This is a genomic window from Oligoflexia bacterium (assembly GCA_035326705.1).
Taxonomy (GTDB): Bacteria; Bdellovibrionota_G; JALEGL01; order JALEGL01; family JALEGL01; genus JALEGL01.
Genome location: DAOLES010000005.1, coordinates 133,475 through 153,705, shown reverse-complemented (window position 1 = coordinate 153,705; position 20,231 = coordinate 133,475). Strand labels below are relative to the sequence as shown.

18 protein-coding genes are annotated in these 20,231 nt (G+C 37.9%); 11 read left to right on the top strand and 7 right to left on the bottom strand.

Translation table 11 applies throughout. The features are described 5' to 3' along the window. Positions 1–77 precede the first annotated feature (77 nt). Complete coding sequence (gene ychF, locus PKC21_08630; protein ID HMR25405.1) at positions 78–1,172, bottom strand: redox-regulated ATPase YchF; 1,095 nt, start codon at positions 1,170–1,172, stop codon at positions 78–80. A 136-nt stretch (positions 1,173–1,308) separates the two neighbouring features. Between ychF and PKC21_08625 the strand changes: the two genes are divergently transcribed. Next, the gene (locus PKC21_08625; protein HMR25404.1) at positions 1,309–2,493 is read left to right on the top strand and encodes a hypothetical protein; all 1,185 of its coding nucleotides are present in this window, start codon (positions 1,309–1,311) and stop codon (positions 2,491–2,493) included. A 10-nt stretch (positions 2,494–2,503) separates the two neighbouring features. On the opposite strand, the gene PKC21_08620 is transcribed toward PKC21_08625, so the two are convergent. Both PKC21_08620 and PKC21_08615 read right to left on the bottom strand, forming a co-directional pair. After that, the gene (locus PKC21_08620; GenBank protein ID HMR25403.1) at positions 2,504–3,175 is read right to left on the bottom strand and encodes a hypothetical protein; all 672 of its coding nucleotides are present in this window, start codon (positions 3,173–3,175) and stop codon (positions 2,504–2,506) included. Further along, entirely contained in the window at positions 3,172–5,421 is a 2,250-nt protein-coding gene (locus tag PKC21_08615) for a UvrD-helicase domain-containing protein (GenBank protein HMR25402.1), read from the bottom strand. Before PKC21_08615 ends, PKC21_08620 begins: the two co-directional genes overlap by 4 nt. A gap of 354 nt (positions 5,422–5,775) precedes the next feature. On the opposite strand from PKC21_08615, the gene cysS reads away from it, so the two are divergent. Then, complete coding sequence (cysS, locus tag PKC21_08610) at positions 5,776–7,146, top strand: cysteine--tRNA ligase (protein ID HMR25401.1); 1,371 nt, start codon at positions 5,776–5,778, stop codon at positions 7,144–7,146. 153 nt (positions 7,147–7,299) lie between these two features. Here cysS and PKC21_08605 read toward each other — a convergent pair whose 3' ends face one another. Both PKC21_08605 and PKC21_08600 read right to left on the bottom strand, forming a co-directional pair. After that, a complete protein-coding gene (locus tag PKC21_08605; protein ID HMR25400.1) occupies positions 7,300–8,517 on the bottom strand; it encodes a hypothetical protein in 1,218 nt (405 codons plus the stop codon). Between the two features lie 33 nt (positions 8,518–8,550). Then, complete coding sequence (locus PKC21_08600) at positions 8,551–9,315, bottom strand: hypothetical protein (GenBank protein ID HMR25399.1); 765 nt, start codon at positions 9,313–9,315, stop codon at positions 8,551–8,553. 166 nt (positions 9,316–9,481) lie between these two features. Between PKC21_08600 and PKC21_08595 the strand changes: the two genes are divergently transcribed. The 5 genes from PKC21_08595 (at position 9,482) to PKC21_08575 (ending at position 16,499) form a co-directional block, all read left to right on the top strand. Further along, positions 9,482–10,897, top strand: coding sequence for a hypothetical protein (locus tag PKC21_08595; protein HMR25398.1), 1,416 nt, complete (start codon positions 9,482–9,484; stop codon positions 10,895–10,897). 72 nt (positions 10,898–10,969) lie between these two features. Beyond that, positions 10,970–12,958: an excinuclease ABC subunit UvrB gene (uvrB, locus tag PKC21_08590; protein ID HMR25397.1), complete on the top strand. Its 1,989-nt coding sequence runs from the start codon at positions 10,970–10,972 to the stop codon at positions 12,956–12,958. 42 nt (positions 12,959–13,000) lie between these two features. Then, positions 13,001–14,011, top strand: coding sequence for a glycerophosphodiester phosphodiesterase family protein (locus tag PKC21_08585; protein HMR25396.1), 1,011 nt, complete (start codon positions 13,001–13,003; stop codon positions 14,009–14,011). A 130-nt stretch (positions 14,012–14,141) separates the two neighbouring features. Then, positions 14,142–14,828, top strand: coding sequence for a 50S ribosomal protein L3 (gene rplC / locus PKC21_08580; GenBank protein ID HMR25395.1), 687 nt, complete (start codon positions 14,142–14,144; stop codon positions 14,826–14,828). Positions 14,829–15,665: 837 nt separating this feature from the next. Next, the gene (locus tag PKC21_08575; GenBank protein HMR25394.1) at positions 15,666–16,499 is read left to right on the top strand and encodes a hypothetical protein; all 834 of its coding nucleotides are present in this window, start codon (positions 15,666–15,668) and stop codon (positions 16,497–16,499) included. Here PKC21_08575 and PKC21_08570 read toward each other — a convergent pair. After that, positions 16,407–17,228, bottom strand: coding sequence for an undecaprenyl-diphosphate phosphatase (locus PKC21_08570; protein ID HMR25393.1), 822 nt, complete (start codon positions 17,226–17,228; stop codon positions 16,407–16,409). The genes PKC21_08575 and PKC21_08570 overlap by 93 nt on opposite strands. Before the next feature lie 2 nt (positions 17,229–17,230). After that, positions 17,231–17,776 (bottom strand): oligoribonuclease, encoded by a 546-nt coding sequence (gene orn, locus PKC21_08565; GenBank protein ID HMR25392.1) that lies wholly within the window; start codon positions 17,774–17,776, stop codon positions 17,231–17,233. 151 nt (positions 17,777–17,927) lie between these two features. Here orn and PKC21_08560 point away from each other — a divergent pair, with 151 nt between their 5' ends. The 4 genes from PKC21_08560 to rlmN all read left to right on the top strand — a co-directional run bounded on the left by PKC21_08560 (position 17,928) and on the right by rlmN (position 20,222). Continuing rightward, on the top strand, positions 17,928–18,380 hold the full coding sequence (locus PKC21_08560; GenBank protein ID HMR25391.1) for a tRNA (cytidine(34)-2'-O)-methyltransferase: 453 nt from the start codon (positions 17,928–17,930) through the stop codon (positions 18,378–18,380). Positions 18,381–18,445: 65 nt separating this feature from the next. Continuing rightward, positions 18,446–18,805, top strand: a complete 360-nt coding sequence (locus PKC21_08555; protein ID HMR25390.1) for a DUF1499 domain-containing protein — start codon at positions 18,446–18,448, stop codon at positions 18,803–18,805. Positions 18,806–18,842: 37 nt separating this feature from the next. Next, complete coding sequence (locus PKC21_08550) at positions 18,843–19,166, top strand: DUF1820 family protein (GenBank protein HMR25389.1); 324 nt, start codon at positions 18,843–18,845, stop codon at positions 19,164–19,166. 18 nt (positions 19,167–19,184) lie between these two features. Further along, complete coding sequence (gene rlmN, locus PKC21_08545; GenBank protein ID HMR25388.1) at positions 19,185–20,222, top strand: 23S rRNA (adenine(2503)-C(2))-methyltransferase RlmN; 1,038 nt, start codon at positions 19,185–19,187, stop codon at positions 20,220–20,222. The last annotated feature ends 9 nt before the right edge of the window (positions 20,223–20,231 follow it).

Sequence of the window (20,231 nt, the reverse complement as noted above, 5' to 3'; positions counted from 1 at the left end):
CCTGGGTGGGATGAATTTGACGGAGACCGCGTCTTCGTCAAAGAAGGGGGGAAGAAGATCCCCACTTAAATAGAAAACTAGACATTAAAACGGAAATGACAAACATCGCCATCTTTCATGACATACTCTTTGCCTTCTAAGCGGATTAAACCTTTGGCTTTAAGGTTGGCTTCTGTCTTATATTCAAACATATCATCGCAATGGTAGATTTCTGCTCTAATGAAGCCTTTTTCAAAATCAGTATGAATGACACCAGCAGCTTGTGGAGCTTTGGTGCCCTGGGTAATGGTCCAAGCCCGGCATTCTTTTTCTCCAGCAGTAAAGTAAGTAATAAGGTTAAGCAAGCTATAAGCTTCTTGAATCATGCGGTGCAAACCGGGTTTTTCTAAGCCTAAAGCGTCTAAAAACTCTTTTTTATCACTTTCATCCAATTCCATCATTTCTTCTTCAACTTTTGCACAAATAAAAACACATTTGGCTTTACGCTCTTGGGCATAAGCCTGTACTTTTTCTGTGTAAGCGTTACCTGTATTCAAGTCTGTTTCGGGAACATTGCATACAAACAGCATGGGCTTGTTGGTTAATAAATGAAATTCTTTTAAGATAAGGTTTTCTTTGTCGTTACGATCCAAGCTATGTACAGGTTTACCCGTTTCAAGGTGAGCAATGGCTTTGCCCAACAGTTCTTTTCTAAACAAAGCATCTTTATCTTGGCTCTTAGCCAGCTTCTGCACTTTTTCTAGCGCTTTACCAAGGCTTTCTAAATCGGCCAAACATAATTCAGTTTCTATGGTTTCAATATCTGAAATGGGGTTGATGGTTCCATCCACATGTACAACATTGTCATCATCAAAACAACGCACAACATGGGCAATGGCATGCACTTGGCGTATATGTCCTAAAAATTGGTTACCCAAGCCTTCTCCTTGACTGGCACCTTTGACAAGACCTGCAATATCAACAAACTCAAATGTTGTAGGGATGGTTTTTTGGGTTTTAACCAATTCAGATAATTTATCCAAACGTTCATCGGGCACAATGACGGTTCCAACATTGGGTTCAATGGTACAAAACGGATAGTTAGAAGCCTCAATGCCGGCAGAGGTTAAAGCGTTAAATAAAGTTGATTTTCCAACATTGGGCAAGCCCACAATTCCACAGCTTAAAGACATAGGCTGCTACTACATGGATGTGAGATCAATGACAAGACTAAATTTATATTTTTTGTCTATAGAATTAGCCTTTTAGAATAGGGCAATTGTTAAATTTACTGCATTGTGTTAAAAGCAATTCAAAGGGAATGAAACCATGTATACATTAACAAGAATCACTTTAATACTATGTTTTATAAGTACGTTGGCATTGTCAAAAAATCAAACCTTGCGTATTTTTAAAAATACAGCATTTGAACAAGAAAATAAAAAGCTATCACAAGAAGGCAATTATGTTTTATCTGCCACAGCAGTTGAAGAACGGTTGAATAAAATGCTGCTACATATCAATACGATGTGGGAAGAAGCAGATGTGAACTTTCAATTAAAATTTGATTGGGATCAAGTGATTGATCTTGACCCTCAAGTTACGCTTACGCCATCGCAAGCAACAAAAGAAGCTATACAACATTTAAGCTTACAGTATCCGGGGGATATTATTTTAATATTGAGCCCAGATAGTCAATCTTCTAATATGGCCAACGGCTCATTGCGCGCGGCAACACTGTATTTCCAACCAGCGATTTATGCCTACTACGCTTTGCAATCTCCATGTGATGAAGAAGAAGCGTTTATTCGTACTGAGGCCATAGTGATTGCGCATGAAATAGCTCATAGCTATGGTTTGACCCATGATCTAAAAAATAAAAATACTTTGATGAATGAGTCTTTTTCAAAATGCTCAAAAAGTTTATTAACATTTTCTAACGAGGCTTTAGACATTTTATCCGTGACCACACCGTTTATCCATCAAAGTAAAAGCATTTTTTATGATGTAAATTTTGAACAATTGTCGCAGTTGGTTACAACACACAATCAATACACCGATATTTTTGAAAAGAAAGTCATGGATTCAATTTCTGGGCTTATAAAACTAGAAGTTGATTTTGCCTTAAAGTATCCACAAGAATTTTCTGATCTTGAAGGTTATTTTAATCAATTGCATACTGTTTTTGGTCCAGCGGGTGTTAATCCTATATTGGCTCAACACTTTTTGCGCTACTCTAAATACTTGGCAGAAGAAACGCTACAACCTGGACAAGCGGTGGAAGTGATTAACAAAGCCTTAATTTATGCGCCAGGCAATTCATACCTCTTAGCGTACAAATCATATAGATCAGCGCAAGATTTAGCCAATCAAGGAGAGCTTGAACAAGCTAAGGATTTAATGGCAGAGGCTTTAAGTTATCTTAAGCTAACCTTTGAAAACAATTTAGAACACCCAGCTTATAAAAGTGATAAAAACAACATGGAACAGTTTTTAAATTCCTTGGAAGAATAAGGTCAAAGCTTTATTTTGCCAGTTTGTTGAGCTTTTGGGCAAGCTCTTCATCTGCTTCAAGTTCAGCGGCTTTTTTAATCAGGATACGGGCTTTTTTTCTTTCGCCTTTGGTGTACAGCTCAATAATATCCACCATCAGTTCTTTAGAAGCAGATGTTTTTGGTTGTGGAGCAATATTTTTAAAGCGTAAGACAGTCCAAAAATAAAAGATAACACAGGCTAAAATAACCAAACCAAATTGTTTAAACATACTATTTTTATTTTCTTCACCCGCATAACCTTGGTAGGCGGTAATAATTTTTTTAGGGATGGAAGCAAAACCTTGCGCAAATTCAGCAGAAAAGTTTTTGCCTTTTTCAAGCGCTTGATTAAAAGGATTATGTTTTTTTAAGTCAGCATAATCATCAATATTTTGTAAACGGGTTGGACCATCTAAGCCCGGCATAGGATTGTTGTAGTTGCCTGAATTATGGGTGTTGGGTTGTTCGGCAGGACTTTTGCTGGGAGAAGATGGTTTTTGGTTTTTTGGCTCTGAGTTCATTGGGTTTTTAATGATGGTTTTATCTTTGGTGATTTCATGTTCAGAAGACGTAGCATTGGATGCATGGTCTTGCTTATCATTTGAAAGGGTTCTTTCAACTTGATGGTCTTGATTGGCGGTTTTGTTTTTTGGGTCAGTCATTTTTCTAATAGTTCCAGATTACAATAGTTTAACAGAATTTTCTTAGAACCGCGACTTGGAAAGTAAATTGTTAATTTTAAATTATCTGGATTTCCCTCAATATTTTTGATGGTGCCATTGCCAAATTTTGGATGTAACACTTTGCTTCCTATGTTGTAGGGGGATTGGTAACTTGCATCAACTTGATAACTGGGGACATCTTCATAAGCTGAGCTATAGTTGTTTTTTGAGGAGTATAAAGGTGCAGAGGAAGTTTTTTTACGGGTATAAACACTGTAGCCATCTTCGGGGTTGTAAAAGCTGGCTTTGGTGTTAAGACCTGCGTGTTCATTAACATGCACCAAGTATTGACTGGGGATTTCGTCAATAAAACGAGCCACTGGATTATGCTGTAAGTTTTTATAGAGATGCCTACGGCTGCTAGAACTTAAAAACAAGCGTTTTCTAGCCCGAGTCATGGCCACGTAACATAAACGCCGCTCTTCTTCTATTTCATCTGGATTGCCATCTTCTAAAGCCCGTTTATGTGGAAATACACCTTCTTCCATACCCACAATAAATACAGCATCATATTCTAAGCCTTTGGAGTTATGAATGGTCATCATGGTGATGGCATCTTGTTCTTGATCATAATTGTCCATATCTGTCACCAAACTGATTTGTGCCAAGTAATCACTTAGAGAATGTTCAGGGTTGGCTTGTGCATATTCTTGCATAGATCGTAATAGCTCTTCAATATTTTCAATACGGGCTTGGGCTTCAATGGTTTGTTCACGTTCAAGGCTGGCCCGGTATTCACTTTTGTCTAAAACTGTTTCTGCTACATCTAAGATATCCATGTGTTCACATTCTATGCGCAAGGCTTCAAACCAAAAGTGAAACTCGCGTATGGCTTTATGGGCTTTACGATTACCTTCCATAACTGGAATGGCTTGATACAATGAAGAACGGGTAAATTCCGCAGCGTCGTTGAGTTGCGCTATAGCAGTTTTACCAATGCCACGAGAAGGCGTATTGACCACACGTAAAAAAGAGATATCATCATTGGGATTGACCAGCAGTCTTAAGTAACACAAAGTATCTTTGATTTCTTTGCGGTCATAAAATTTGGTGCCGCCCAAAACAGCATAAGCCTGGTTACGACGCCTACACTCTTCCTCAAGTAAACGCGATTGCACATGCGTACGATAAAAGATGGCAATTTCACTGGCAGCAATATGTTCTTGCTCAAGCAACTCATCTACTTTATCTAAAACAAAAGCAGCTTCTTGATAATCTGTATCAGCGTGGAAATGTTCCACCAAAGAGCCTTGTTCTTGATCTGTCCAGAGTTTCTTTTTTCTCCGGCCCAAGTTATGACTGATCACCTTATTGGCCACTTCCAAAATAGGTTTGCTGGAACGGTAGTTTTGTTCCAATTTAACCACCTTGGCTCCAGGAAAGTCTATAGGAAAGTTGAGCATGTTTTCTACTCTGGCACCACGCCAACCATAAATAGACTGATCTTCATCACCCACAGCACACACAATATTATGGTCACCAGCCAAATGCTGAATCAAAGCTTTTTGAATGCTGTTGGTATCTTGATATTCATCAATCAAGATACGTTGCCATTTGTGTTGCAAGCTTTGTCTAACCTGTTCATGCTCTTGCAATAGAACAAGTGTTTTTCCTAACAGTCCTCCAAAATCCAAGGCTTGATTTTTAATGAGTAAAGCTTCATAGGCTTCAACCACACCAATGATGGTTTCACCCAAGTCAAAACTGTTTTGAATATAAGAGACCACTTTGGTGCTTTCATTTTTGGCTTGATCCAAATGATAGGCAATGAGTTTAGGAGAAATGGCTTTAGGATCGATGTTTTTTTCCGCCATGATACTTTTAATGGCGGCCAATTGATCAGAGGTATCATAAACCGAAAAATTACCGTCTAAACCCATATGATGCCCATGTTCACGCAAAATCCGTAAACAAATGGAGTGAAAGGTACCAATCCAATAGGGTTGTTGGTATTGAGAGAGTAAGCTTGACACCCGTTCTTTCATTTCATGGGCGGCTTTATTGGAGAAGGTCATGGCTAAAATTTGACTGGGCATTGCCAAGCCTTGTTCAATCAAGTAGGCAATTTTACGGGTTAAAACCCTGGTTTTTCCAGAACCAGCCCCCGCCACAACCAGCAAATGTGAGTTGTTCTGTACAACGGCTTCCTTTTGTTGGGGATTGAGTTGATGTAAAATAGCCGACATACAAACACCCTTTTAACATCAAGCGCTCCAAGGCAAAAGTAAAAACTAGTATCAGGGCTTAGCAAATTCCTTTTATACTTTTTTGGGTAATTTTTGAGGTACCTAAAGGTACCGGCTACCTTTTTGGTTTAATTTTTGTTACAAAGATTAGATGTTACCCTTTCCCCAGAGTCTTTGCCATCAGTGTCAATTTAGTGAATTGATTCAAGGGCGACAGAGCACTTTTTTAAAATGCAACGAGCTAGAGAAAAAATATGTTCCTCAGCCGGTAAAAAACTGCATTGCGTATAAAACAAAAGCAAATGTTGGTAAAAACTCTGGGACAGCATCCAAGACTTGTGTTAAAAAATAAACATGCGTTTACATGACAGCATGAGCGGTACGCTCAGAAAATTTGTTCCTCATTCTGATTTTGAAGTAAAAATGTATGTCTGCGGTCCTACGGTTTATGATCATTCACATATTGGACATGCTCGTTGTTATATTGCCTACGATATTATTTACCGTTATCTGAATTTTAAAGGCTATCACGTTAAATACGTGCGCAATATTACAGATATAGATGATAAAATTATCAACAAAGCCCTAGATGAAGGGGTTGATTTTTCAGAGATTGCACAAAAATACACTGAATCCTTTCATGCAGATTTAAATGCTTTGGGTTTATTGAGTCCAGATGAAGAACCTAAAGTCAGTGAAACCATGGATGAAATTATTGCCATGATTGAGACCTTAATCAAAAAAGAAAAAGCCTATGTGGCCAACAATGGCGATGTTTATTTTTCTGTTAAAAATCAAAAAGATTATGGAAAACTGTCCAAGCGTAAACTGGATCAGTTAAGGGCTGGAGCCAGAGTTGCTCCTGGAGAAGAAAAAAAAGACCCTCTAGATTTTGTTTTATGGAAACATGCAAAGCCAGGAGAACCCAGTTGGGAAAGTCCTTGGGGTGAGGGACGTCCAGGCTGGCATATAGAATGTTCTGCCATGAACAGTGCTATTTTTGGTGAACAAATTGATATCCATGGTGGGGGTAGAGACTTGATTTTCCCACACCATGAAAATGAAATTGCGCAAACCGAAGCCTGCACCGGTAAAGAGTTTTCTAAGTATTGGTTGCACAATGGCTTTGTCACCACCAAGAATGAGAAAATGTCTAAGTCCGAAGGCAATGTTACCACCATAAAAAACTTGATTAAACAAGTCCATCCAGAAGCGTTGAAACTGTATTTTATGTCTACGCATTATCGGCACCCCATTGAGTTTTCCTTAGAAGGCATCAATGAAGCAGCTAAAAGTTTAAACCGCATGTACAAAGCTTTGGATTTTGCTCAAGGCAAGCGCGTTCATCCTGAATATTTAAATGAATTTCAACAAGCCATGGATGAAGATTTTAATACGCCTAAAGCCATGACAACCTTGCATGCAGTGACCAAAGCTATTTATAAGGCAGAAGATGAACGTGATAAGCAAGAATTAGCCAACACCTTACAAATGTTGGCCAATGTTTTGGGACTTTTACAATTAAGTAAAGAAGAGTACCAAAGTTGGTATGAAAAAAATTATGCTATTGATGCCTCGTGGGTAGAAGAGCAAATTGTTTTAAGAGCCAAAGCCAGAGCGGATAAAGACTTTAAAACCTCAGACAGCATCCGCGATCAACTGGATGCCAAAGGCATTCAAATAGAGGATTCACCGGATGGAACAACCTGGAGTGTAAAGCTTTAGCGATTAATTTTGTTATTTTATTCGCAGTTGGTATCAAAAGGTACGGCCTACCTTTTGATACCTTTTAATAAAAAACCAGGGGCTGGCGCCTTTAGGGCCTTAAATTTTCATAAACAATGCTTGATGTAATTATAAAAACCAAAAACGACACAACTAAAAATAAAGTTCTTCTATAACATTACGCGTATAAACCGTTTGATTGATCAGCACTTGGCTGATGACCGGTTGCATGGCAACATAACTGAATAAATGTAAGGAAGACAATTCTTTTTCTGGCAGGTTGCTTGCTTCATAAGATTTTAAATAAGGAACGTAATCTTGCAAATAGCTTTCTGCTGGGTTTTGTTGTGCACTTAAAACGTGCCTTAGACCCAAATTCAGAGGAGCTCCGGCATGACAAGATAAACAACTGAAGCGTTCGGCACTGGCATGGGCAGCGTCTTCCAACATGGTTAACTCATGATTTAAAGTTTTAATTTTTTTAACCAATTCATCATTGTCCCAATCTGTTTTATAAAACATGGGCAGCAGTTGCTCTGAGTCTCCCAAGCCATTAAAGATTTGCTCAATACCGATAGGGTCAAAGAAGATATTATTTTTTGCATCCAATGTTTCAAATTCTTGTCCATGATCAACAACAAACGGTAATTTTCTGGTAATCACATTGCTTTCTACAGCAAAAGCACCCAAAAACCATTTTAGATGAGTGGTCATTTGGTAACCTTCTTTGTATTCTGTTTCATCGGTTCTAAGAAAAGTTAATTTGTATAAATTTCCATGCTCGTCAAGTGTATGTTTGAGCAAAGTATTCAAACGCATTAAATAATCTAAGTTAAATGGTACAGTATTAAAATTATTCATCTGCGCTAAATTTTGGTCAGCCACAATGGTAGTTGGCTTGTCATGTTTGGTTGTTCTAAGTTGCGCATGATCTAACAAGAGTTGCTTAAATATTTTTGGGCTTAGGCTGTAAAATAAATGAATGGCTTGGTCTTCTGATTTAAAACTTTTAGAACGTAAGTCTTCTGAAAAAGCTTGTAAAATAAGACGCAGTTCAGGTTGCATGCAATTGGGGCTGGTTTTTGTCTCTTTACAGGTAAAGCGATAGGCAATAAGTTTAGTATGTTCTAAATCAAGATTCAGGGGTTGGATTTGTTGAAGAATGTTTTGCGGTAAAATATCTTTGGCAAACAAATAGCTGTTGGCAATCTCATGCTGAGCTTGCGTATGGCTTTTGTAGGGATGCGGTAAAATATTAGAAAAATCATTGAGTGTAAACTGATAAGCAAAACTAATAGAGCTGTACAACAGACAAAACAAACTGAGCTTGCTTGTTAAAAGTAAATTCAATACCGTGGTATTTAATTTCATAAAAGTCTTCATCAAAGCAAGCAATAATCAATATTATGGACGCACGCTATTACAAGAAACAGCATGAATTTCTGAGTTCATATCAGCATAAGCTCTGCATTCATCTGATTGGCCATTGATGCTGACAGTAATAGGTAAATCGTTGTTAGGAAAATATTGTACTTCTATAGCACGAATGTGCTGACTATCTTTAGAGCTGAAATAGTCAATAATATCAATCATCAAATTGTCATTATTAGCATCCGTCATGTGTACAGTGCTTAATAAACTATCTAATCTAGTGTTGTTTATGCCTAAGGAATCAGAATTTTCATAAGGAAAAGGTGATTCAGTCAGGTAATCACTATTATAAATGCTTTCAAGAATTCCTAGTGATGCATTGATCAAATCCGGATGAGACTCAGTATAAGCGCGTTGATCAACAGCGCTAAACTTTACACAATCAACATGAAACACATCCTTATGCAGTGCGTTTATGCCACAGCCTAAGATACTTGGCATTCGCACTGGATAATAAGTGCATTTTTTTTGCTCAGAGGGCAGATAAAAAGTGTACTTCATGTCGTTTTCAAGCATGATTTTATCATCTGAAAGTTGAATCTTTGCAACATCCTGCGCAGTGGTCAGTTGAATAACAATTTTTGAAGCGGCTATACCGTCAAATTTACCAGAATCGATCCCCGCTTGCATTGATTCGATGGATAAGCTTAACAATCGGTATAAAGGTAGAATACCAGCTTGAGCGTGCTGTACTTGAAAAATAAAGGCGATAAGAATACTTAAAATAATTTTTTTCATGGCGGCTGTCCTTTAATGCTATAGGATTAACAATCCGTACTTAATACAGAGTCTTTAATACGTGTTTTTTACGCTATATGTCAATTTATTTTTTTCTTGTTGTTGTGGGTTTAATTGTGTTATAACGCTATGCGTAATGATGGATAAAAGCTATAAACTGTTTCAGATGTCGGCTGTTTTACTTGCGTGTTGCATGTTAAGCTATTGTGCAAGTAAACCTAAAGTGCCAGGGGAAAGAAATACCAAGAAAAAAACCAACAACAATCAAGTCACAGAGAAGCCAGACACAACAAGCAATCAAAAAACAATAGCCTTAGAAAAAACAGAAACAAGCAACAATGATCATGTTGAAGTTGTTTTTAGTTTAAAAAATACAGATACTTTAGAAAGCTATACAATTTTCTCTAAATGGAACAAAGAAGCTTTGTTAGAGGCGGATGCCGATATTGCAAGTTTGGATTGGGAAGATGCAGCGCAGGGTAAGTCAGGCATGAAGCTAAAACTGCCGCGTGACAGTGAAGAAACTTACAAGGCATATGTTTATGTTAAAGTACAAAATAAAAGCAATGCTATTGTCATTAAAGAAAGTTTCATCATTGATGTACCGGCCCTTGAAGAAGAAACAGATGACCAAGAAGAGAATACCGCGAATGCATTGGCTGTCTTAGAAGGGGATAAAATTTTATGTGCTGCTCAGCAGGGCAATAAAGCTGTGGTTATCAGTTATGATACAGCAAAAGATGCAACACTTGTTAATGAAAGTAAAGATAACCTTAAAACATGGACTGTATTAAGCACCATGAATGATTTGAGCCTTGAAGATGCTCAAAACTGTCATGTTGGTATCTATGAAGATTATGTATTTATTATCAGTGATGCTTTGTTGACAACGGATAGTGAGTATAGCAATGCGTATTTTTTTGTTGGGCCAGACCATAGACATAAATCAGCTGGTTTTTTGACATTGGATGACTTTTCACTTTTGGCCAATCAATTTAACATTAAAGATCTTGTTGTAACAGGTGATCGGGCATACATGGTATTAAGCAATGAAGAACAAAACAAAATCATTTCATTGCATATAGATCCAACCGGCATGGCTGTTTTTGATCGAGGTAAAACAACAACGGCTACTTTATCTGGCATACCGCCTCTACAAACTATACTTCCTGAGCAAGAGGATATTGCCAGTTTTTATGATTTTACCTTTTTGACCCAAGATAAACGATCCTATTTCGGTAACAAAGAAAGTAAAATTGATTGGGATTTAGCAGATAACGATTTATTTTGCCTCATGAACAGTGGTGATGGTGAATATTACATTCAATACCAGCAGGCCAATAAGAAAATAATGTATCATGAAACGGTGATTACATTTAATCCTGAGACCTATGAAGAAAATTATAGTTGGATACCTTATCAAGGAGAGTTGACAGTGCCTCTAGCAGCACAAACCATTCAAGGTGGCGCTGAAAATCAATTGATTTTACACAATGAAAGCCAAGTCTTTTTCTTACACATAGATCAAGATAAGAAAGAAACCGGCAAGCTATTTGGGTTTAAACAACCTCAAAACAGTTAATTCATAGATGTCTGTTGTATAAACATGTTGCTTGTGTACGCTACTGTTCAAACATGATATAGCAGGTCGCTGATGAGTTTATTTCAATTGGATACAACATTTCAACCACAGGGTGATCAGCCACAAGCCATTGATAAATTGGTCAAGAGCATTAAATCTGGAGAAGAACACCAGATTCTTTTGGGGGTGACCGGCTCAGGAAAAACCTTCACCATGGCCAATGTGATTGCAGAGCTTGAACGGCCCACCTTAATCATTGCTCACAATAAAACCTTAGCAGCTCAGCTTTACAGCGAGTTCAAGGGTTTTTTCCCCAACAATGCTGTAGAATATTTTGTCAGTTATTATGATTATTACCAGCCTGAAGCCTACATTCCCTCATCAGACACTTATATTGAAAAAGACGCACGGATCAATGAAGAGATTGATAAACTTAGACATTCGGCCACTCGCTCTATTTTAACCCGCAGAGATACCATCGTTGTAGCCTCAGTTTCATGTATTTATAACTTGGGTACACCACAAGAATATCAAGCGCAACTGATACCAGTTCATCAAGGGCAAGAGTTGGACAGGGATGACTTTTTAAGAAACTTGATTGATATTCAGTATGAACGCAATGACATTGATTTTTGGCGTGGTTGTTTTAGAGTGCGTGGAGATAATGTAGAAGTTTTTCCAGCGCATGAAGAGAAAAAAGCCATTCGCTTTTCTTTTTTTGGCGATGAGGTTGAGAGCATAGTAGAGGTAGATCCAGTCACCGGGCATGTTTTGGGTGAATTGCCTGCGGTGTCCATTTATCCTGGAAGTCACTTTGCAACACCCAAAGAAACCATCAACAAAGCCATAGGCACCATTAAAGTTGAACTTAGAGAGCGTTTACAACAGCTTAAAGAATTAAATAAATTGGTAGAGGCCCAGCGTTTAGAACAACGAACATTTTATGACATTGAAATGATGGAAGAAATGGGCTTTTGTCAGGGAATAGAAAACTACACCCGCCATATTACGGGTGTTAAGTCAGGTCAACGGCCGCCAACCTTGTTGGATTATTTTCCAGAAGATATGTTGTGTGTCATTGATGAAAGCCATGTCAGTATGCCACAAATAGGCGCCATGTATAAAGGCGATAGAAGCCGTAAGACAACCTTGGTTGAACATGGTTTCAGGTTGCCATCGGCTTTAGACAACAGACCCATGACCGGGGAAGAGTTTGAAGCCTTTAAAAAGCAGGTTGTTTATGTTTCGGCAACACCTGGTAAATATGAATTGGAAAAAACCCAAGGTGAAGTGGTGGAGCAAATTATAAGACCTACAGGTTTGATTGATCCAGAAATTGAAGTTAGGCCGGTAGCAACGCAAGTGGATGATTTGTTAGAAGAAGTTCGCTTGCGTGCAGAAAAAAATGAACGAGTTTTGGTTACCACTCTGACCAAGCGTATGGCAGAAGAGTTAACCGATTATTATGCTGAGATTGGTGTGCGGGTAAAGTACTTGCACTCAGATATTAAAACCATTGAACGGGTAGAAATTTTAACTGATTTACGCAAAGGAAAATTTGATGTACTGGTGGGGATTAATCTCTTGCGTGAAGGTTTGGATTTACCAGAAGTATCGTTGGTGGCCATTTTGGATGCGGATAAAGAAGGTTTTTTGCGTTCAGAAACCAGTTTGATTCAGACTTTTGGTAGGGCGGCCAGAAATGTAGAAGGTAAAGTTATTATGTACGCAGACAAAATAACAGGCTCAATGAAAAAGGCCATGGATGAAACTTATAGACGGCGTAATCTCCAATTGGCATACAATAAAGAACATGGCATCACTCCCAAAACCATTCTTAAAAATATTAACTCTCCTTTGGGGCATTTGTTTGCAGCGGATTATGTAGAGTTGGATAGATTGCATGAGAAAAAAGCGGAATATAAAAGTGATGCAGAACTTGATAAAAGCATTGCATCTTTGAAAAAGCAAATGTTGCAAGCAGCAGAAAATTTAGAGTTTGAAAAAGCCGCTAAACTACGCGATGAAATCAATGATTTAAACAAAACTAAAGTGTTATAAATTTTTTGACTTTTTGCGTTAAATTGAGTTAGGTAGGGGGCTATGAAAAAATCTATTCAAACAGGCATTAGGCTATGTGTTTTTACTAGTATTCTTGCAGTAAGTAATGCTTTGTATGCCAAGTCTTTTTGTATTGCGCATCGTGCGCTTCATTCTGAAGGTGTTCCAGAAAATTCATTAGAAGCTATCAATGAAGCCATTGGTGAAAATGTGCAGGGTATAGAAATAGATATTCGTTTTACCAAAGATAAAATGCCCATTGTTTTTCACGACAGTCGTTTAGGGAAAAAGGTGCAGGGGAGAGGCTGTCTAGCTGATAAGGAACAAAAAATTGCAGATCAAAACTGGTATGGAGCAATTAACCTTTGTAAGTTATCTAACGGTGAATATATTCCTACCTTGCCTGAAGTGGTACAATTGTTGATGGCTACAAACTATACAGGAAAAGTTTTTTTAGAATTTAAAGATTTACCCAAAAATGTTTCATCAAACTTAACGGCTGTTAAGAACATGATGCAAGCTATGCCAGTGCCTGATCAGTTGATTATCAGCTCCTTTGATGAGAAAATTTTACAGCAATTTACAGGTCTTGGTGTGACCTTGCACCATATTGCCGTACAAAATAAAGCAAAAGGAACCTTAGCTCCCTATGGTTACAAGGATAATTTTGACGGGATTGATTTCTTTTTTCCAGGGTCAGACCTTGAAAACTCAAGACAGCAACTTGGACATTTTTATGACAGCGTAGAAGGCATGACCAATGAATTGGGCCGATTAGGAGACGAGCAACTTGAAGACGGTCCTAAACTACTCAAAGATGTTTGGTCCTTAGGCAAACAAGCAGTTAGTTGGGGTGATGAACAAATCAAAAACAATCTTTTTGAAGCAGCCATCAGCAATGAAAATGTAAGACAACGCTTGGCTAAAGGCGAACAGGTTGGTTTGTGGACCATCAATGATGTGGAGCAATTGGCAAGTTTTCAAGATATGGCCCAGGATTATCCCAATGCTAGCTTGTATTTGATTACCGATAAGCCGCAAAGCTGTGATTAAGCTTAAGGCTTAAAAAGTGTTGATAGTGCTTGCATAATCATGCTGTATGCATTATAAGCAGTAAAAATTCTGGGGCGCTGGACGTTTGTGTTCGCAAACGGATTATTCCCCGTAAACAGGAGTGAAAAAAATGAGTAAAACAGTGAAAAAAATTAAGCCTTTAGGCTTGTTGGGTCGTCGTATTGGTATGACACAAGTGAATGATGAGAAAGCAGAAAAACGAGTTCCTGTAAGTATTATTGAAACCGGGCCATGTGTGGTTTTACAAAAGAAAACCATGGATAAAGATGGTTACAATGCGGTCAAATTAGGTTTTGTTGATAAAAAAGAAAAACATAGCAATAAAGCAGATTTAGCAAACTTTAAGAAAGTAAACACTGCACCCAAGCAATTTATTCGTGAATTTCGTGTGGATGTGGATGAGTTGGCCAAATACGAAGAAGGCCAAACAGTAAACATCAAAGATCTTTTTGAAGAAGGCCAAAAAATTGATGTATCTGGTTTAACCAAAGGCCGTGGTTTTACCGGTGTATTTAAGCGCTGGAATATGGCTGGACAAACACGGACTCACGGTAGTCATGAGGTGTTTAGGCACGGAGGTTCTATTGGTAACTGTACCTCTCCAGGCTTAGTGCAAAAAAACAAAAAAATGCCTGGTCACTATGGTGTTGAGCGCGTAACTGTGCAAAACCTAAAAATTGTCCGTATTTTAGAGGATAAAAACTGTTTGTTGGTTTCCGGCTCAGTCCCCGGCTCTAACAATAACTTATTAGAGATCAGAGACTCAGTTCGTTTCCCAAAACATAAGAAGAAATAAAGAGATAAGGCCATTGAATATGGCCAAAAGAACACGGGAGTGAAAAAATCAAAACCACGTTTTGATTTTTGAGAGGGTCGTGAGACCCTCTACAAAAAAGAGCAAAGCGGGAAGAGATTAGAGACTCAGTTCGTTTCCCAAAACATAAGAAGAAATAAAAATAAAAATTTTATATCCGAGTACTCGGGAGTTAAAAAACCAAGACATTGTCTTGGTTTTTTTGTTTTATAGGCATTTAAAAAAGTGAGCACAAGTTAAGAAGATTATAATTTTATGAAAAGTGAAGACCTTGAGGACTTTAGCTCGATCAGCTGAGTGTTCATATAATATAAGCTGACCTAAAATTTTTTTAAAACACTATAATGTACATGTTGCATTATGTATTACGAAATTTTAAAATCTCCTCCAATAATTTCAATAGATTGCACATTTTTGTCTGGTTTTTAGCAATTTAGCGCTTTAATGGCTAAAAAAAAAGGCCATATTTTAAAGAACTTATATTTTTTGGATGCAAAACAGTTGCATTTTGATGTAGGCTATATAGATAGGTAAGGGTTAGAAACACGGCATGTTTCTAACTAGATTATGAGATTTTATAAGTTATTTTAGTAGCTTAGGTTTTTTTTAATACTTTGCAAAAGTATTTAATTAAACCAAATCTCCATAATGTGTAGGTAGTTAAAGACCTTTTAAAGTGGGATTTAAGGCCCATTTTTTAAGGTCTTTTTCTTTTTTTAAGCTATATTTTAAAGAAAAGTGGGAAACACTTTTTTAAAAAAGATTAAGTTGTGAGAATCTTTGATTTTCATTTTTATTCAAGGTAGTCTTATCTGAATAATGAATCCTGATATTCGTCCAATGTTATTATTTTCTAGTGTTTTAGAAGCCAATGCTTTTATGAGCCACTTTCTTAAAGGACAAGAACTGATTTGGAGTTTTGCACATCATTATGGTTATAGCATGATGGACAAACCTTTTAAATTAACCTGTGTGGTGAGTGGTTTTACCCCTGAAAAAGCAACAAAAGGTTTAGAAAGTGCGTTGGAGAGATTTTCGCAGACCAATGTGGTGATCGGTTTGGGTGTGTGCTCAGCGCTTATAAAAACAGCCATGCAAGGCGATATCTGCTTGGCCAAGCGAGTACAGCTTGAAAATGATAAAACCTATATAATTGGTGATCAAAAACTGCGTATTCTGCAAGAAAGCTGTGAAGATAACAATATTAAAGTTTTACAAGCCTTGTACACCTGCTCACAACATTTGCAGTCAAGTACTGAAAAAGCCGCGGTACATGTAGCAAGTCAATGTGATGTTTATGACACCAGTTCAGCAGCTTGGGTGAAAGTGGCTCTTGAGCAGCATAAGTCCTGTTTTGTTTTTAAAACAGTTGCGGACAATGCTCAGGAAATTATTTCTCCTGATTTCTTAGCGTCTATGGACAAGTTTGGGCATCTACGTGCAGGAAAAGTTTTTTTAAAAAGAATTTTTAACCCCAGATTGTATAAAAGTTTACAAAAATTAAACCCTAAAGCCATGCGGCAGCTTTTACAGCCACAAGCACAAATGGTATATAACTTACTAAGCGGCTTGCAAAACCAGCAACACAATACCCAGCAAGAAACTGTAAAAAGAGAAAATCCACAGCTTTCCTTGTTGGATCCAGCGCAGTAAGAATTTTAAAGCAAAAAAACCAGAAATAAATGCAGTGATAAACGCCACACTTGCTTCCGTCCATTGGATAGAAGACAAGTCACTTTGCAAAGTTAAAATAAAGGCCGCAAAAATTGTGGGAATGGAAAGAATAAAGGCGTAATCCCCCACCAATTTACGCTCGGCTTTGAGATGCATTAAACTTGCAATACAACTACCAGAACGAGATATGCCAGGAAGCACGGCAAAGGCTTGTGCCAAACCTACCCAAATAGCGTGGCGGATATTGAGTTGTTTAATGTTTTTATGACCAGAACGGGCGTAACGACTGCTCAATAAAATAAAGCCATTGAGGATAAATAAGCAGGCTAATACAATTGGTTTTTGACCAATGAATTCAATGTGATCTTTAATGAGAAGAGCCAGGCAGCCAGTAACAAAAAAGCTGATCAAAACCAGCACTAAAAAATAAAGATTAGGATTATCTGTTGTGGCCAAACGTTTTTGTTTGAGGCTAGAAACAAGATATGCCGGTAGATACTTACCAGCTCGTAAAAGCTTAAAGCATTGCTCACGGAACACAATCAGAGTGGCCAATAAGGTGGCAAGATGAACAAAAACATCTAAAAATAAAGGCGCTTCTTGATCAAAAATAAAATCTAAAATAGCCAAGTGGCCAGAACTGGATACTGGAATGAATTCAGTTAAGCCTTGCAGAAGGCCCATTAAAAGTGCGCCAAGTAAGGTCATGCTTAAGATTTTTCCTGTTTAACAAAGCTTAGATAATATTGTAGTTCTGCAATGGACTCTTTGATGTCTTCTAAAGCTCGGTGTTTATTTTGTTTTTCAAACTGAAGATTGTATTGGCGTTGAAATACTTCTTTAAATGAAGAAACATCCACCATTCTGTAATGCAGCATGTTGGACAAAAGCGGCATGTAGGCGTCAATAAACTTTCGGTCTTGACCAATAGAATTGCCGGCTAAAATAATTTTATCTTTGCTGTGAAAGTGTTGTTTAAGTTGCGCACAAATGTTCACTTCAATCTCAGTTATAGGGGGCGCAGAAGGAATTTTTGCCGTTAAACCGCTTTCACCATGGGTTTTAATACACCATTCATCCATGCGCTCTAAAACTTCTGGCGGTTGAAAAACAGGTGTTTCAAAGCTATGCAAAACATTAAAATGTTCATCCGTAATAATAATGGCAACTTCAAGAATTTTATGAATTTGTGGTTCAAGGCCGGTCATTTCCATATCCAGCCATAAATACTGACCACATTTTTTTTGATTTGCCATGAGACGCTTTTAGCATAGCTTATCAAGATGCACAAAAGGTAGCCGCTTACTTTAAGAACTTTTTATGTTAAGGGTAGCAAAAGCTACCGGCTATCTTTGGGTACTTCTATTAAGCTTGAAGAGGGTGATATTTTTCTGTAAATGAGAGAGCATGTTAGAAGTAGCCTTGGTGCACCCACAAATTCCATGGAATACCGGTAATGTTGGTCGAACCTGTGTGGCCACCCAGACCAAGTTGCATTTGGTGAAACCTTTGGGTTTTGATTTGGATGATAAAAAAATGAAACGGGCAGGTTTGGATTATTGGCCCAATTTAGATTTGCAACTGCATGCCAGTTTAGAAGATTTTAAAAACTATCTGGAGCAAAACAATAAACGGCCAGTGCTGTTTTCCCGTTTTGCACAAAAATCGTACTTGCAGTTTAGCTACCAAGACAACGATGTTTTGATTTTTGGCTCAGAGACACAAGGCTTACCGCAAGACTTTAAAAAAACTTACGAAAATCTATTGCTCAATATTCCCACCCCCGGCCAAGTAAGAAGTCTTAACTTGTCAACATCGATGGCCATAGCCTTATTTGAAGCCAGGCGGCAGTTATTTTAATTGCGCTAATACTTTAGAGCGCCAAGGATTGAACTTTTTTTCTAAGTGAGGTATTGGAAAAAATTATGAAAATGAAGCTTGATCCATGTCCTACCTCTCCAAATTGTGTGTGTAGTTTTGATACTCCAAAATCAGATTCTCACTATATTAAACCCATTCGTTTGCGCAGAAAAACCCAAGGTTTAGCCAACTTGTATGAGTATTTGGATGCCAGAAAAGACTGTACAGTTTTAGCTAAAAAGGCCAATTACATTAAAGCCGTGTTTGTGACCTCAATTTTAAGGTTTAAAGATGACGTAGAGTTTTTATTGGCAGACAATGGACGGACTTTACATGTGCGTTCTGCATCCAGAGTGGGTTATTCTGATTTAGGAAAAAACCGGCGCCGGATAGAAAGCATGCGCAGCACAATAGAAAAGCTTTAGTATAAAAAATTTTTATTAAAAAAATTTAGAGGATTGTATGCCCAAAGATAAAACCTATTATTCTATCAGCTATAAAGATCCCAAAGATGGTACAGTATTAACGCTAAAAGCCAGAAATATTATAGATTCTAGTTTGGGCTTGGGCTTTGTAGCCATTTCTAATTTTGTATTTGAAGACAATAAACTAGTGGTCACCCCAGATGAAGAAGCGCTGATGAAGCGTTTAGAAAATGTTAAAACTCTACATTTATCCATCTACTCTATTTTATCGGTGTGTGAAATGGGCGAAGCCAACAAAGGCTTAAAATTTAAACATGATAAGGCCAATGTTTTGATTATGCCTGCCAATAAAAAATCTTAGGCTTTAAGGTTTTTACTTGTGCCCATTACTTACCATCAGCAAGCTCTTTGTGCTTTATCCAAACAAGAATTGATTGATTACTTTGCCCAGTATGGGGTTGGTTCAGGTACGGCTAAAGCCATTTTTCAGAATCTTTACCAAAAGCCTTTGCAGGACCTGCAAGCCATTTTTAAACAACATAAGCAGCTTGATGAAAATCAGTTGAGCATAGTTTTACACAAGCATGCACGTCAGGGAGCTCAAGACAAAAGTCATAAATTTTTAATTCATTTGAATGACCGTGAAGCCATAGAGGCAGTTCGTATGCCTATTGAAAATCGCCAGTCAACTCGAGTAACGGCTTGTGTTTCAAGTCAGGTAGGATGTGCTTTGGACTGTTCATTTTGCATGACGGGTACTTTGGATTTAAAGCGTAATCTTCAAGCCTGGGAAATCGTTGAACAAGTGTTGCTGATGAATCAAGTACATCCAGAAAATAGAGTGAGCAATGTTGTGTTTATGGGTATGGGTGAACCCTTTTATAACTATGAAGCGGTCAAAAAAGCCATTGAAATCATGACCGATGATTTGGGCTTGAAGTTGGCAAGAAAACGCATCACTGTATCAACGGCAGGCGTGGTGCCAAGAATTTTGGACTGGGCTCAAGAAGGTAAAACCAACTTGGCCATTTCGCTGATTTGTGCCTTAGATGAGAAACGTAGTCAGTTGATGTCCATCAATGAACGCTATCCTCTTAATGACCTGTTAAGCAGTATTGCTCATTACAATCAAAAAACAGGTAAAAAAGTATTGTGCGAATACATCTTGATTGAGAATGTAACCGATGGCAGTGAAGATGTTGCTGCGCTGGTTAAAGCCATGCAAGGTTTGGATGTTACTTTAAACTTAATTCCGTACAATGAAAATAATGCTTTTGTATTTAAGAGGCCCAGCAAAGCAAATATTTTAGCCTTTAGAGATAAACTGAGGCAAGCTGGGTTATTTGCCACCATCCGCTGGAGCTATGGTGCCGATGTAGCGGCCGCCTGTGGACAGCTTAAAGTACAAGCAGCTTAAAAAACTTCT